The organism is Agathobaculum sp. LCP25S3_E8, assembly GCF_052117165.1.
Lineage (GTDB): Bacteria > Bacillota > Clostridia > Oscillospirales > Butyricicoccaceae > Agathobaculum.
On the sequence record NZ_JBQKJR010000032.1, the window covers coordinates 1 to 15,331 of the forward strand.

The following is a 15,331-nucleotide window of genomic DNA, read 5'->3' on the forward strand; positions in this document are numbered from 1 at the left end:
TTTCAGGTTCGCACTACACTCGATTTCTTAAGAAACCAAGTCAAGCTTTCTCGTTGTTTAATTTACAAGGTACAATCCGCTGTTTTCGAGGACTTTTCAGAACTTTTCGAAACTCTTTACCGTTCTCGGTGACAGCTTATTTATTATATCAGGTTGAGTCCGGTTTGTCAAGAAGTTTTTTCAACTTTTTTCAAACTCTTTTCGACCCGTGCCGTTTCTTGTCGAAACAGCCTATTTAGTATATCAAACCGAGAAGCATTTGTCAAGAACTTTTTTCATTTCTTTCAAATTCTTTCCGATTTGGCGGCCTCTCACCGAAGCAGCTCGATTAGTATACTACCTCCATCGCCTTTTGTCAACACCTTTTTACATGTTTTTTCTTTTTCCCTATACCTCCATATACTGCATTTGAATTCCCACTTATTACGTGGTATAATACATCCATTATCTGCTGTTGCCACCAGATGCTTTTCACCTTGCTGTTTGGTGGTTTCAGTAATTACATTTTTCCCGCATTGGAGGATTCTATGCTCAAACGCCTATTCTGTACCGCACTGAGTATCGCTGCTCTCGGTTGTTCTGCATCCGCGGTCAACGCACTCCCTGCTGCTACCGGTGGCCAAACCTTTTATGTCAGCACGACTCTGTCGGATGCGACAGGTCATTTCGCCGACCCAACCATATATAATATCAACGGAAATACTTATTTTAAACTGCGTGACCTAGGCCGCCTATTGGATTTCGGCGTTACATACGACAGTGCTGCTAACGCCGTTCACATCACTCCTGACGATGCCTATGTTCCTGCGTCCGGGGAAAGCAGCACCATACAAAACACCGCAACCGCTCCGGCTTCTGCCGTTGTCACGCGCCAAACGCTTTATTTAAACGGCTCACCCATCTCGCCTACCGTATATAATATTAAAGGTAATAATTATATTGGTTTACGTGCGCTGGGTAAGCTCGTGGATTTTGGCGTTGCTTACAACTATGATAATCGACGCATTACCGCATATGCCGCTTATCCTTATGCAGAGGAAACCACATGGTCTGCGGCAATGAATGATTTAGCCAACAATCTGCGAGTTTTGCCTGCCTCCTCTTTTTCCGCTACAGCAAGCCGATACGCTTCTGTTGTAACCGGAGATTCCACAGCCGACTGGCGTGATTTAATCAGTCAGCTTCGCGCGGTTAAAGGCGCTCCTCTGTACGCTTCGTCCGGTAACACACTGTATCGCAGCAATCTTTACTGGGCAGACAAGCTCACCGCTGCTTTAACCAACTCCACCGCCTCTGCGACACCACAGTATTCCGGCAGCCTGACCGCGCTTGCCGATTCCAATCTATTCGATAATCCCGACAAAAACATGCTCCAAGCCGATTTTCAGACTATGTCGACCGCCTATCTCGGCGCAAAACCATCGTCCTTGAGCAGCGTTACAGTTTCCAACGGGTATTCACGCGATGCGCGCAGCCGCCCTTCCCTGACCGACACATATACGCTCACCGACGGAGTAACAGCAGCTGATTATGCCGCAGCCAAACAGTATTTTTCCACCGAAATGGCCAAGCTGTCCGCACTGACTTCGGACGACGAGCGCGTTACCTATATTTATCAGCTGCTGCAGCGGGAATTCCGCACCGGCGGCAGCGCTTCCTGGGTCAAGGCATATAACAAAAACGGTAGTGTCAACGCACGTTCGCTGGCGGCCGCAGCCGATTGGATGTTCGCAGAAGCCGGTATTCCAGCATTTTTGGCCCGCAGCTGGTCCGCCGCTTGGAACATCGTCTATGTCAACGGACAATGGGCGGTATTTGACTTCACCAAGGGCAGCGCGCTTCGCTCACTGGACGAGTATCGTCTCATCGATCTGAACCCCGGCTCCACTTTGCTTTTGACACAAATCATGCGTCCCGGCGCTTCCTACTATAATGTTCGCACCGCAACAGTCGATAAATATTTTACTTATACTAATATCTCCGGAGCCGCGCAGGCTACTGCGCAGCAAATGCAGACCTATATCAAAAAGGTCAATCCCAATGTACCGCAGTCCGTTATTGATATGATTCCCTATTATGTGTCAGAAGGACAAGCCGAAGGCATCCGCGGCGACATTGCGTTTGCACAGTCCTGTCTCGAAACAGGTAACTTTACTTTTAAGGATAGCGCCGTCAAGCTGGAGCAGAATAACTTCTGCGGACTTGGCGTTTTGGATAACGGCATGCTTGGCGCTTCATTTGATACGCCGCAGCTCGGCATCCGCGCGCAGGTACAGCACCTGAAAGCATATGCCAACAAATCCCCCTTAAACAATCCGGTCATTGACCCGCGCTTTTCGCTCGTCACACGTGGCGCTGCGCCTACAGTGCAGTACCTCGGTATACAGGAAAACCCGCAGGGATACGGCTGGGCAGCCGGTGCGGACTACGGCGTGAAAATCCTTAACATTCTGGAGAATATTCTTGCCTGCTGAAGGGCATACTGAAATAGAGGTGAATTTACATGAACCGGTACCATAACCTGACGGAAATGCTGGCAATCAACCGTTCCGCACACGCTTATTTCTCCCAGCTGCCGTCCCATGTCCGCCGCATGATCATTGAGCGCGGCGACTGCGTCCACTCTCAGGCAGAACTACAGGGCTATGCCGAGATGTTGATGCTTCAAAACGATTGAAAAAGTGCTGCCGAAAATTCGGCAGCACTTTTTCGTTATACCATGATAAAGGCGGCCGTCAGCACCATCATCATTGCATTATGTTCGCAGCTGATTATCAGCGCGTATACGGTTTACCATGGAAAATATATTAACACGAACCGGAGCAGAGTCACTGCACTCCGGTCCATGCAAAATAAACCACAATTGACTTTAGGCAATGTTTAACGCTTCGCGCAGAACATGCAAACTGGCCAAATGACCATCCAGCATGGAAAGCGTCAGGTCCTCCATTTCCAGAGAAACCTCATCATCATACCCCGACATACGCACAACCGAGAAGAATTCCTTCCACCACTTAGCGTCATGCCCCGCGCCAACCGCAACATAATTCCACGCTCGCTTTGCAAAGGCGTCAATCGGCTTGGTATCGAGCATGCCATTCGGCTGCCAGTAACGGCGCTCCGGACGGGAGTCCTTCCCGTGCACATGATAGATGGCACCGTGCTCACCGAGCACTCTGGCGGCTTCAATCGGGTCGCCGCCCATCCAGAACAGATGCGAGGGGTCCAGGTTCATGCCAACCATCGGACCGACCGCCTCACGCAGCCGCAAGCAAGTCTCCGGATTGTAGACGAGCTGCATCCCGTGATTTTCCAGCGCAATCTTCTCAATACCGCAGTCCGCCGCCATTTTGACAATTTCCTTCCACGCGGGAATCGCAACCTCCTCCCATTGGTATGCCAAAATCTCCTGCGTCTCCGGCGGCCAGGATGTGGTAATCCAAACCGGCGTTTTATCTCCTTTACAGCCGGCCGGCAAACCGCTCATCATGACGATTTTCTTCACCCCCAGCATCTGCGCCAGCGCAAAGGTCTTTTTCGTCACATCCATTTCCTTTTCATAGGCCAGCGGATTGCCGGAACAGTTCAGCGCACACGGTTCCAAACCTCTGGCGCGCATAGCGTCGTACCACTTCTCCCGCGCGTTCCGGTCACCAACCAATAAATCCAAATCACAATGCGGTGCGCCCGACCAGTTTCCTGTTCCGATTTCAATCGCCGCGATGCGCTGCTCCACACAAAAGTCCAGCATTTTTTCATACGGCATATCCAACGTACAGGTCTTGATTGCCAGCTTCATGCGATAATCCCTCTCCCCTAGTTAGATTTGCTATAATTTTACCACACTGTAACCTTCACCCGCAAGAGATATCTCCAAAATATGCCCAAATTAGACATACTTTTCCCCTGATTTCCTCATGAAATTTACCCATAATTGAAATTTTTGCACAATGCACAGCCTGTGTTTTCCGTTTGCAAATCCATTCTTTGTGAACCTGCACAAAGCGACCCGTGACCAACTCGCTATTACCGACAAAAATGACAACAAACTCTTGTCAAAGCACCACAGATGCATTAAAATATTACCAGAACGTTGGAGCGTTCCAGTGTCCTACATATGGCAGGACAACACGAAGAGCAGCGAGCAAACGCGGGTTTGCCGCAAGGGATATCTTCCTTTTCGGCCACCGGAATCCCCGAACCGCATTTGTCCCTGCGCAAAAAAAGGAGAGAGGTTTTATCATGAAGAAGAGACTACTGGCAATGTTACTCGCAGGCGCTATGTGTGCAAGCCTTGCAGCTTGCGGCGGCAACACCACCGGCGGCGGCACGGAAGAGCCCAACGGCGAATCTGGCAGCGAAGGCTACTCCATCGACGTCATCCTGAAGACCACGGCTTCTGAGTACTGGGGCTACGTTAAGGCCGGCGCTGAAGCGTACATGGCTGATAACCCGGACGTTAAGGTTGACGTTAAGGGCGCTTCCTCTGAAACCGCTTATGACGAGCAGCAGAACATGATCGAGACTGACCTGAACTCCGGCGAATATGACGCTTTCGTCATCGCTCCGCTGCAGGCTGATCTGGTTAAGACCCTGATTGCCGGCAAGGAAGATCCGATTATTGCAGTCGATACCGATATCGACGCTCCCGAAGTTCTGTCCTTCGTAGGCACTGGTAACGAAGAGGCTGCTGCAATGGGCGGCAAGGAAGCTGTTGCAGCTGCTCAGGAAGCCGGCTGGACCGACATCAAGGCAATTGCTATTTCCGGCGTACAGGGCGACGGCACTGCTACCGCTCGTCTGACCGGTTACCAGAAGGGCATCGAAGAGGCCGGCGGCACCTTCCTTGCTGACGAAATCCAGTACGCTGACGCTGTTGCTGACAAGGCTGCAAACTCCATGGAAGCTATCATGCAGAACCATCCGGAAGGCATCGCAATCATCGTTTGCAACAACGACGATATGGCAATGGCAGCTGCACGCGCTGCAAAGAACAATGCAGCTTATGCTAACACGATCTTTGTTGGTTTCGACGGCATCCAGTCCGCTTGCACCGCTATCCTGAACGGCGAAGAGACCATGTCCGTTGCACAGGAAGCTTATGACATGGGCTACAAGGCAGTTGAGACCGCTGTAGCTGCTCTGAACGGCGAGACCCCGGCTGAGTTCGTTGACTCCGGCTGCTCTGTTGTTACCAAGGACAACGCTCAGGAGCGTCTGGACACCCTGAAGAGCTATCTGGGCGAGTAATTTGCAAGCCGCTCTTGTAGGTAAGTTTTAAGTAAAAGGGAGGAACCCCTGCAGGATTGAATAATCAGTGCAGGGGTTCTTTCCAGTTACGGATTCCCCGCGAGACTGAGGCAAAGCGCTATGTTTCCACTATCACAGCTTTGTCCTGCAACTGTGCCGAGACCAGTTCCGTTATGTCCCGCACTTCATCTCGGAGAAGAAAAGGTGATATGCAAATGAGTGAATACGTAGTAGAGCTGAAAAACGCGACCAAGCGTTTTCCGGGCGTAGTGGCTCTGAAAAACATGCAGCTCGCCGTAAAGCCCGGAGAAATTTTGGGTTTGATCGGTGAAAACGGCGCCGGCAAATCGACCTTGATTAAGGTTTTGACCGGCGTACATCAGGCAGATGAGGGCCAGATTTTTGTTGACGGAGTAGAACAGCATTTCAAAAATCCGAATGACTCTGCGGCCGCCGGCATCGCCTGTGTTTATCAGGAACTCAATATTGAAAAACTTCTGAGCATTACAGATAATATCTTTATTAACAAGTGGATCAAAGGCAAAGGTGGTCTGCTGGACTATTCGGCCATGCACAAAAAGGCCAAGGAAGTTATGGCCTCCCTTGGTCAGGATGTAGACCCGACCAAGCCTGCCGGCAACTTTGGTATGGGCGTACAGCAAATGATCGAAATTGCCAAGGCAGTTCTGATTAACGCAAAAATGATTATTATGGACGAGCCAACCTCCTCCCTTGGTGAAAAAGAGGTTGAGCAGCTGATGAAAACCTGCCGTGAGCTAAAGTCGCGCGGCATCGGCATCGTCTTTGTATCGCATAAGCTGGAAGAGCTGTTCGAGCTGTGCGACCGCGTCACTGTTATCCGTGACGGCGAGTACATTTCCACCAAGCCGATTGACGAGTGGGACAACGATTCGCTGATCACCGCAATGGTTGGTCGTTCTCTTGACAATCAGTTCCCCAAGGAATTCGGCACCAAGAGCGCTGAACCGATGCTCAAGGCTGAGCATCTGATGGAAGCCGGCGTGCTTCGCGACGTTTCGTTTGAAGCCTATGGCGGACAGATTCTCGGCTTTGCCGGTCTGGTCGGTGCAGGCCGTACGGAAACCATGCGTGCCATCTTTGGTGCGGACCCGCTGGACAGCGGCAAAATCATCATCAAGGGCAAGGAAGTACATATCAAGTCTCCGAGCCAGGCCATCAAGGCAGGCATCGCATTCCTGACCGAAGACCGTAAAGGTCAGGGTCTGGTTCTTGCGCAAACCATCCGTACCAACCTGATTCTTGCAAACATGAAGGGCTTCAGCGATGGACCTTTCCTGAATGAAAAGCGAATTTTGGAAGTTGGCGAGAAGAATATTGCTTCTCTTCGCATCAAAACCCCGTCGATTGATGAAATTGTCGGCCAGCTTTCCGGCGGCAACCAGCAGAAGGTTGTTATCGGCAAGTGGGTTAACACGGATGCTGACATCTTTATCTTTGACGAGCCGACTCGCGGTATCGACGTTGGCGCCAAGGTTGAGGTTTACAACGTCATGAACGATCTTGTCAAACAGGGCAAGTGTGTTATCATGGTTTCCTCCGAAATGCCGGAAATCCTCGGTATGAGCGACCGTGTTATCGTTATGCGCGGCGGCGAGGTTATGGCGGATGTAGACCGCGACAGCAAACATTTCAATCAGGAAGACCTTATGAAGGCAGCTTGGGGAGGTAAATTAGATGACTAAAACGAAAAAGTCCAGTAATTTGATGACTTATGCTGGCACGTTCGGCGCATTGCTGATTCTTTGCATTATTTTCACGATTTTCTCGCGTAACTTCTTGACGTTTTCCAACTTCATGTCCATTCTGCGTCAGTCGTCGTTCAACTGCCTGCTCTCTGTCGGCATGTTGCTGTGCTTGATCACCGCCGGTATCGACCTTTCGGTTGGCGCGAATGCAACCTTCTGTGCATGTCTTGCCGGTATGATGGTCAACAAGGGCGTTAATAACTCGTTCGTCCTGATTGTTGTCATCATCGTTGCAGGCATCCTGATCGGCTGGATCAACGGTACTCTTCTGACCCGTCTGCATCTGCCCCATCCTTTCGTTTCTACCCTCGGTATGAAAAACGTACTCTGGGGCGCCGGCCTGATTGTCACCGGCTCTCAGATGGTTTCTTTCTCCGGTTTAGAAGGCGTTATGTGGCTGGGCTCCTCTTCTGTCGGCAGCTTCCCGGTCAGCTTCATCATGGTCATCATCATTTACATCATCATGCATGTCCTGCTGACCCGTACCGCTCTGGGCCGCTCGATCTACTGCGCAGGCGGCAACCCGGAAGCAACTCGTCTGTCCGGTATCAACTCCGCAAACGTTCTGACCTTCTGCTATGTAATTTCCGGTTTGATGGCTGCTCTGGCCGGTCTGGTTTCCATCGGCCGTTCCGGTATCTGCAACGGCGTTAACGCGATTCAGCCGTACGATACCGACGCTATCGCATCCTGCATCATCGGCGGCGCTTCCTTCATGGGCGGCAAGGGCACCATGCTCGGCACCATGCTCGGCGCACTGATTATCCAGACCCTGCGTAACGGCTTCACCCTGCTGTCCATCGACTCTGCAATGCAGAACTCGATCCTCGGCTTGGTTATTATCGGCGCCGTACTGCTCGACGTTACCCGTGAGCGTATGGAGGCAAAGGCTCGCCGTCTGGCCGCAAAGTAATCACTCATCTTCATACACCGAAAAAGGCTGCCGTTCGCGGCAGTCTTTTTCCTCTTCAAAGCCTCTGCATCCTGCTTCTGATAATTCAGAAAATGGATAAATCAATGAATTTTAATCTTTCACGTTAGGTGTAATACATTGTCATATCATCCTCTTATTTTTCGCTAATTACTAACAAAGGAGAGAATCTACATGTTGAATATTGGTGTGATCGGCTGCGGCGCCATTGGCCGCGATCATATTCGCCGTCTGCACGATCTGGTTCCCGGCTGTCAGGTGGTCGCCTGCTCCGATTATTTTGAAGAGTCTGCTCGCAAAACGGCAGCGCAATATGAAGGTCTGCGTGCTTATGCAACCGGCGAAGAACTGATCGCTGCACCTGAGGTGCAAGCAGTACTGATTGCTTCTTCCGATCCGAGTCACGCCGGATATGTACTGGAGTGTCTCAAGCACGGTAAATACGTATTCTGCGAGAAACCGCTTGCCCAAAATGCAGCTGATTGCGAGAAGATTATCGAGGCCGAGTGTGCGCAAGGCAAGCGACTGGTACAGGTTGGCTTTATGCGCCGTTATGACCGTGGCTATGCTGAGATGAAACGGATTATCGACTCCGGCGAGCTTGGCGCACCACTGATGATTCATGCATGTCACCGCAACGTATCGCAGCCTGACGGCTTCCAGACCGAAATGGGTGTATCCAATGTTGCGATTCATGAGCTGGATATTTGCCGCTGGCTGCTTTCCGACGAATATGCAAACGGTCAGGTGCTCAAAGTACGCCAGTCTGCCTGCTCTACCAAGGGCTATGATAACCCGCAGATTGTTCTGCTGGAAACCCAGTCGGGCGCACGCATCGATGTGGAAGTACAGGTTGCCGATGCCTATGGCTACGACATTCAGTGTCAGGTTGTATGTGAGAAGGGTACAGTCAACCTGCCTGACCCGTATGCAGTCGTCAAACGCGCCAATGCAACTCGCTCCTTCCCCATTCTGACCGACTGGAAGGACCGTTTCATCGAAGCCTATGACATCGAGCTGACCGAATGGGTCAAGTCGCTTGCTGCCGGCGGTCCGACCGGCCCGTCCGCTTGGGATGGTTATGCTGCCTGCGTTGCAGCGGATGCGCTCAATCGTTCGCGCGGCACCGGTCAATTCCTGCCGATTGAAATGATGGACAAGCCTGCCATGTATAAGTAAGCCCTATCAAAAAGCCGCCCACAGGGCGGCTTTTTTCACGCATTGTACAAACAGCCCCGTGCCTATCGGCACGGGGCTGTTTGTTATTCTACAATAAAACAAAAATCAATATTCTACCTTGACCGCTTTGCCGGTATGGAACGAATCCGTAATGGCATAGGTAACAACCGTCGCCTTGGTACCGTCATAAACAGTCAGTTCAGGTTTACGGTCCTTCTGAATGCAGTCGATAAAGTCCACCATCTCCAGCAGATAAGCCTCTGCAAAGCGCTGCGGGAAATTCTCGATGATTTCCTGACGTGCACCATACTGGTCATATACCATGACGCGATCCTTCCACGGCACACCCGCTACGCGGATATGGCCCTCGGTTGCAACAATTTCGGTTTCGGTATGATACCCGTGCGGCGCAGTTCGACCGACATGCAGGAATGCAACCGTACCGTTATCAAACTTAAGCATCGCCATGCCGGTCTCAGTATCGCCGTTCTCGGCAAATTCGGGGTGCTTGAAGGTCGTGCCCGCAGCGTACACTTCAGTTACCTCGCCACCAAGGAACCAACGCATCAGGTCGATGTCATGCGACGCAGCATCGATAAAAATACCGCCCGAAGTCTTGGAGAACTTGATGCAGCTTTCAACCAGTGCTTCCGGATCCAGACCGGTTGCCTTCACCAGATAGGGCTTACCAATCTGACCCGCATTGATCTTCGCCTTTGCGTCTGCATAAGACGGGTCATAACGGCGCATAAATCCTAAGAAGAACACTTTATCCGGATGACGCTCCACCGCCGCCTCGGCGCGCTTGCACTCCTCCAGCGAGCATCCAAGCGGCTTGTCGGTAAAGACATGCTTGCCGGCATCCAGCGCGTATTCAATCATCCAGCAGTGCTCAGGCGACGAGGAAACAATAACCACAGCCTCGATATCCGCTTCGTCCACCATTTTTTTATAATCTGTTGTTACGTAATCAACCTTGAGATAATCCTTTGCCCAATCCAGTTCCTTCTGCTCCAGCGAGCACGCAGCAACCAGACGGCATCCCGGAATCTTGAAGGCCAGATTCTCCGCATGCACAGCGCCAAGACGGCCCAGGCCAACGATACCTGTTTTTACTTCTTTCATGTGATTTGTCTCCTTCTTTTATGAGAATATATTTCTCTCTCACACGGCCGACTGCCGCTTTTCTCCATACAATATCATATCATTTCACGCTCTGAAAAGCAAGCCAGAGACGCCGAATTCTCCTGCCGGTCTTCCGGCCTTGGCACTCCCTTCTGTCGTGTGACAAAGACGGGCGCATCATTTAACAAAATATTCATAAACGGCACTTGACTTTACAGCCGCAGGGTGGTAAATTAAGTTTAGCACTCAGGAGGGATGAGTGCTAAACCCTAACAGAAAGGAGTCAGGTTCGGTGGAATTGTCCGAGCGAAAAAAACAAATCCTAAAAGCGATTATTGGTGACTATATCCGCACTGCCGAGCCGGTCGGCTCCAAGGCATTGACAGAAGGACATTCCCTCCCCTTTTCTTCTGCCACCATTCGCAATGAAATGAGCGAGTTGGAGGAAATGGGTTATCTGGAAAAGCCGCATACCTCTGCCGGTCGCATTCCTTCGCCGCAGGGCTATCGTCTGTACGTGGATGAACTGATGGAGCAGCCGACTGACACTGGTGAGGATGAAGCGCCGCTGCAAACCATGATGCAAACCAAGGTGCGCGAGCTTGACCGCTTGATTCAAGAGGCTGGCAAGCTAATCTCCAGCCTGACCAACTATGCCTCTGTCGCTATCACCCCTGCACTGACTCAAATTTCCATCCGGCAGTTTGAGATCATCCCAATTGACAAAATGAATTTTGTCATCGTGGTGGTAACCGACTCCGGCACAGTCAAGAATAAAATGGTGCGCACCATAGCCGATGTTTCCAAAGAAGAGGCCGAGCTGCTCACCTACGTTCTTAACCAGACGCTAACCGGCTTGCCGCTCAGCCATATCACAGCGGAGCGCTTTGACATTGTACGTCGTGCCGCTGGTCTTTCTGCCTTGCTTGCGCCGGTTGCCGAATATATCGCAGAGCTGATTGAAGAGTTAAGCAACCAAAAGGTTTTTCTGGAAGGCACCAATAAACTGTTGCGTTTTCCCGAATATCGTGACCTGAACAAGGCACAGGCTCTGCTCGATTACATGGAGGACGACAGAAAGCATCTGTTGCCGGCTACACGCAAAATCGACGGTATCCAGTTTTTTATTGGGCCGGAAAACGGAGCAAATCCCCTGCGTGAAACCTCTGCTATCTACGCAAAATATGATATCGGTCATATCGGCCAAGGTGCCATCGGTATCGTTGGACCGACCCGCATGGATTACGCCAAGTTGTCCGCGCAGCTCAGCCGCTTCGCCAAGGGACTTAATAAGCTGATTGCGGAAACTTTTTTGGACGAAAAAGACGGGAATTCCTGATTTCCCTGCAAATGGAGGCATTAAATTAATATGAGCAAAAAGAAACAGCCCGAAGCTGCCGAAGCCGAACAAACGGCGGCTGCGGAACAGACAGCGGAAAACGCCGCTGAAACAAGCGTAAACGAAGAACCGGCTGCAAAGCCTGCCGAGGACTGGAAAGCCAAGTTTGACGAACTCAACGACCGCTACTTGCGCATGGCTGCGGAGTATGACAACTTCCGTAAGCGGAGCCAACGTGAACGCGAACAGTCGTACAACGATGCGGTTAGCCATGCAGTCAAAGCATTGCTGCCGACCTACGACAATCTTGAGCGTGCGCTGAAGGCAGAAACCGCAGATGCGGAGTACAAAAAGGGCGTAGAAATGACTATGACCCAGTTGGTCGAAAGTCTCAAGGGCTTGAACGTCACAATTATTGAGGCGTCCGCAGGTACCGGCTTCGACCCGAATTTCCACAACGCCGTGATGCATGTGGAGGACGAGGCGTTCGGTGAAAACCAGATTGCCGAAGTGTTCCAGCAGGGCTTCCAAATCGGCGACAAGGTCATCCGCCATGCGATGGTCAAAGTGGCCAACTAAAATCTAGTAAAGCAAACTGTTATCATAAAGGAGTGCTATCAATTATGGGCAAAATTATCGGTATCGACTTAGGTACAACCAATTCCTGTGTAGCTGTTATGGAAGGCGGCGAGTCCGTCGTTATCCCTAACGCCGAAGGCGCGCGCACGACTCCGTCTGTCGTTGCGTTCTCCAAGGACGGCGAGCGTATGGTCGGTCAGGTGGCAAAACGTCAGGCTGTCACCAATGCTGACCGTACCATCATTTCCATCAAGCGTCACATGGGTTCGGATTATCGCGTCAACATTGACGGCAAGCCCTATTCCCCGCAGGAGATTTCCGCAATGATTCTGCAGAAGCTGAAGGCAGACGCAGAGGCCTACCTCGGCCAGCCGGTAACGCAGGCGGTTATCACGGTTCCGGCTTACTTCTCCGACTCTCAGCGTCAGGCGACCAAGGATGCCGGCAAGATTGCGGGTCTGGAAGTACTGCGTATCATCAACGAGCCGACCGCAGCAGCGCTGGCTTATGGCGTAGATAAGGAAGCCGAGCAGAAGATCATGGTTTATGACCTCGGCGGCGGTACGTTCGACGTTTCCATCCTCGACATTGGCGAAGGTGTTCTGGAAGTTCTGTCCACCGCAGGCGATACCCACCTCGGCGGCGACGACTTTGACCAGCGCATCATCGACTGGATGGTAGCAGAGTTTAAGAAATCCAACGGCATTGACCTGTCCAGCGACAAAATGGCGATGCAGCGTCTGAAGGAAGCAGCTGAGAAGGCCAAGATTGAGCTGTCCGGCATGGCGCAGACCTCCATCAACCAGCCGTATATCACTGCGGACGCGACCGGTCCGAAGCACCTTGAGCTGACGCTCACCCGTGCAAAGTTCAACGAGCTGACCGCTGATCTGGTCGAGCGCACCATGGGTCCGGTTCGTCAGGCAATGAGCGACGCTGGCCTGTCCGCTTCCGACCTGTCCAAGGTTCTGCTCGTCGGCGGTTCCACCCGTATCCCGGCCGTGCAGGAAGCCGTAAAGGGCATTACCGGCAAGGAAGGCTTTAAGGGCATTAACCCGGATGAATGCGTTGCCATCGGCGCGTCTATTCAGGGCGGCGTACTTGGCGGCGAAGTCAAGGACGTACTGCTGCTGGACGTTACCCCGCTGTCCCTCGGTATCGAGACCCTCGGCGGCGTATGCACCAAGCTGATTGACCGCAACACCACCATCCCGACCAAGAAGAGCCAGATCTTCTCGACCGCGGCAGACAACCAGCCGTCCGTTGAGATTCACGTTCTGCAGGGCGAGCGCGAAATGGCAGCCGGCAACAAGACGCTCGGCCGCTTCACCCTCGACGGCATCGCTCCGGCTCCGCGCGGCGTACCGCAGATCGAAGTCACCTTCGATATCGATGCCAACGGCATTGTAAACGTATCGGCTAAGGATCTGGGCACCGGCAAGGAACAGAAGATCACCATTACCGCATCGACTAACCTCTCGAAGGAGGAGATCGACAAGGCAATGCACGAGGCGGAACAGTACGCCGAGCAGGATAAGAAGAACAAGGAAGCCGTTGAAATCCGCAACAACGCGGAACAGCTGGTATTCCAGTCCGAAAAGGCACTGACCGATCTGGGCGACAAGCTGACCGCAGATGAGAAGAGCGGTGTGCAGGCTGAGATCGATAAGGTCAAGGAAGCGCTTAAGGGCACGGATACTGATATGATTAAGATGGCCACCGACAACCTCTCCAAGAAGTTCAGCGATTTGGCCGGCAAAATCTATCAGCAGCAGGCTCCGCAGGGCGGCGCCAACATGGGCGGCCAGCCGGGTGCAGGTGCACAGGGCGGCGCCCAGGGCGACTTTGTCGACGCAGACTTTACCGAAGTCAAGGACGACGATCAGAATAAGTAATTTCCATGCCGCGTTGGGCGGAACGGTTTCCGTTCCGCCCTGCGGCATGCTATTTTCCATTATTTGAGGGATCACAATGGCTGATAAAAGAGACTATTATGAGGTGCTTGGCGTACAGAAAGGCGCAAGCGAGGATGAGATTAAAAAGGCTTATCGCCGTCTTGCCCGCAAGTATCACCCCGACCTGAATAAAGACAATCCGGAGGCTGCCGACAAGTTCAAAGAGGTCAACGAAGCATATGAAGTGCTGTCTGATGCGGATAAACGCGCCAAATATGACCAGTTCGGCTTTGCAGGTGTTGACCCAAGCTACGGCGGCGGTGCAGGTGCCGGTGGCTTTGGCGGCTTTGATATGGGCGACCTTGGCGACCTGTTCGGCTCATTCTTTGGCGGCGGCTTTGGCGGCGGACGCGCTCAGCGCCGCAACGCTCCCCAGCGCGGCGAATCCATTCGACAGAATATCATACTTTCCTTCGAGGAAGCGGCGTTTGGCTGCGAGAAGGAGATATCGGTCAACCGCATCGAGGCTTGCGATGAATGCGGCGGTACCGGCGCAGCCAAAGGCACTAGCGCGGAAACCTGTCCGAACTGCCGCGGCACCGGCGTTGTGACACAAACACAGCGCACACCGCTCGGCATGTTCCAAACGCAGGGAGCCTGCCCGAACTGCCGCGGTACAGGTAAGATTATCAAAAAGCCGTGCAGCAAGTGCGGCGGCGCAGGCCGTGTGCGCAAGACACGCAAATTCAAGGTGAATATCCCGGCCGGTATCGATGAGGGACAATCCATTCAGCAGCGCGGTCAGGGCAATGCAGGCATTAACGGCGGTCCGGCAGGCGATCTGTTTGTGACCATCTCCATCCGTCCGCATCCTATTTTCACACGCGAGGGCCAGGACGTTTATGTGGATATTCCGATTTCGTTTACGCAGGCAGCGCTGGGCGACACGCTGCAGGTGCCGACCATCGACGGTCGTGTCGAGTATAAGGTGCCCGAGGGTACGCAGACCGGCACAGTATTCCGCATGAAGGGCAAGGGCATTCAAAATGTAAATGGACGCGGACGCGGCGACCAATATGTCCGTGTGACCATTGAAGTGCCGAAAAACCTGTCTGAAAAGCAGAAAAAACTGCTGCGGGAGTTTGAGGCTTCCTCTACTGATGAAAACCAGAGCAAACGCAAAGGCTTCTGGGACAAGGTAAAGGATGCGCTTGACATTGACTAATCATCGCAGCATGAAGCAAAG

The 15,331-nt window shown here is 52.3% G+C and carries 12 protein-coding genes; 10 read left to right on the forward strand and 2 right to left on the reverse strand.

Annotated elements, in window-relative coordinates; translation table 11 throughout:
* Window positions 1-527 precede the first annotated feature (527 nt).
* Together ACTQ34_RS11205 and ACTQ34_RS11210 are read left to right on the forward strand one after the other, a co-directional pair.
* Window positions 528-2,474, forward strand: coding sequence for a glucosaminidase domain-containing protein (locus tag ACTQ34_RS11205; protein ID WP_441363896.1), 1,947 nt, complete (start codon window positions 528-530; stop codon window positions 2,472-2,474).
* Window positions 2,475-2,503: 29 nt separating this feature from the next.
* The gene (locus tag ACTQ34_RS11210) at window positions 2,504-2,677 is read left to right on the forward strand and encodes a hypothetical protein (protein WP_441363897.1); all 174 of its coding nucleotides are present in this window, start codon (window positions 2,504-2,506) and stop codon (window positions 2,675-2,677) included.
* A gap of 192 nt (window positions 2,678-2,869) precedes the next feature.
* Here the strand turns inward: ACTQ34_RS11210 and ACTQ34_RS11215 are convergent, their stop codons facing one another.
* Window positions 2,870-3,799 carry a sugar phosphate isomerase/epimerase family protein gene (locus ACTQ34_RS11215; RefSeq protein ID WP_441363898.1) on the reverse strand — a complete coding sequence of 310 codons (930 nt, stop codon included), beginning with the start codon at window positions 3,797-3,799 and terminating at the stop codon, window positions 2,870-2,872.
* A 443-nt stretch (window positions 3,800-4,242) separates the two neighbouring features.
* On the opposite strand from ACTQ34_RS11215, the gene ACTQ34_RS11220 reads away from it, so the two are divergent.
* The 4 genes from ACTQ34_RS11220 (at window position 4,243) to ACTQ34_RS11235 (ending at window position 9,147) form a co-directional block, all read left to right on the forward strand.
* Complete coding sequence (locus ACTQ34_RS11220; RefSeq protein WP_441363899.1) at window positions 4,243-5,250, forward strand: sugar ABC transporter substrate-binding protein; 1,008 nt, start codon at window positions 4,243-4,245, stop codon at window positions 5,248-5,250.
* A gap of 215 nt (window positions 5,251-5,465) precedes the next feature.
* A complete protein-coding gene (locus tag ACTQ34_RS11225; RefSeq protein WP_441363900.1) occupies window positions 5,466-6,974 on the forward strand; it encodes a sugar ABC transporter ATP-binding protein in 1,509 nt (502 codons plus the stop codon).
* Window positions 6,967-7,950 (forward strand): ABC transporter permease, encoded by a 984-nt coding sequence (locus tag ACTQ34_RS11230; protein WP_441363901.1) that lies wholly within the window; start codon window positions 6,967-6,969, stop codon window positions 7,948-7,950. The genes ACTQ34_RS11225 and ACTQ34_RS11230 overlap by 8 nt, the downstream gene beginning before the upstream one ends.
* Before the next feature lie 192 nt (window positions 7,951-8,142).
* Window positions 8,143-9,147 carry a Gfo/Idh/MocA family protein gene (locus ACTQ34_RS11235; protein WP_441363902.1) on the forward strand — a complete coding sequence of 335 codons (1,005 nt, stop codon included), beginning with the start codon at window positions 8,143-8,145 and terminating at the stop codon, window positions 9,145-9,147.
* A 105-nt stretch (window positions 9,148-9,252) separates the two neighbouring features.
* Here the strand turns inward: ACTQ34_RS11235 and ACTQ34_RS11240 are convergent, their stop codons facing one another.
* A complete protein-coding gene (locus ACTQ34_RS11240) occupies window positions 9,253-10,272 on the reverse strand; it encodes a Gfo/Idh/MocA family protein (protein WP_373164834.1) in 1,020 nt (339 codons plus the stop codon).
* A 259-nt stretch (window positions 10,273-10,531) separates the two neighbouring features.
* Here ACTQ34_RS11240 and hrcA point away from each other — a divergent pair, with 259 nt between their 5' ends.
* The 4 genes from hrcA to dnaJ all read left to right on the forward strand — a co-directional run bounded on the left by hrcA (window position 10,532) and on the right by dnaJ (window position 15,310).
* Entirely contained in the window at window positions 10,532-11,611 is a 1,080-nt protein-coding gene (hrcA, locus tag ACTQ34_RS11245; RefSeq protein WP_441363903.1) for a heat-inducible transcriptional repressor HrcA, read from the forward strand.
* Between the two features lie 30 nt (window positions 11,612-11,641).
* Window positions 11,642-12,190 carry a nucleotide exchange factor GrpE gene (gene grpE / locus ACTQ34_RS11250; protein WP_441363904.1) on the forward strand — a complete coding sequence of 183 codons (549 nt, stop codon included), beginning with the start codon at window positions 11,642-11,644 and terminating at the stop codon, window positions 12,188-12,190.
* A gap of 44 nt (window positions 12,191-12,234) precedes the next feature.
* On the forward strand, window positions 12,235-14,085 hold the full coding sequence (gene dnaK, locus ACTQ34_RS11255; protein ID WP_441363905.1) for a molecular chaperone DnaK: 1,851 nt from the start codon (window positions 12,235-12,237) through the stop codon (window positions 14,083-14,085).
* 76 nt (window positions 14,086-14,161) lie between these two features.
* Window positions 14,162-15,310, forward strand: a complete 1,149-nt coding sequence (gene dnaJ, locus ACTQ34_RS11260; RefSeq protein WP_441363906.1) for a molecular chaperone DnaJ — start codon at window positions 14,162-14,164, stop codon at window positions 15,308-15,310.
* The last annotated feature ends 21 nt before the right edge of the window (window positions 15,311-15,331 follow it).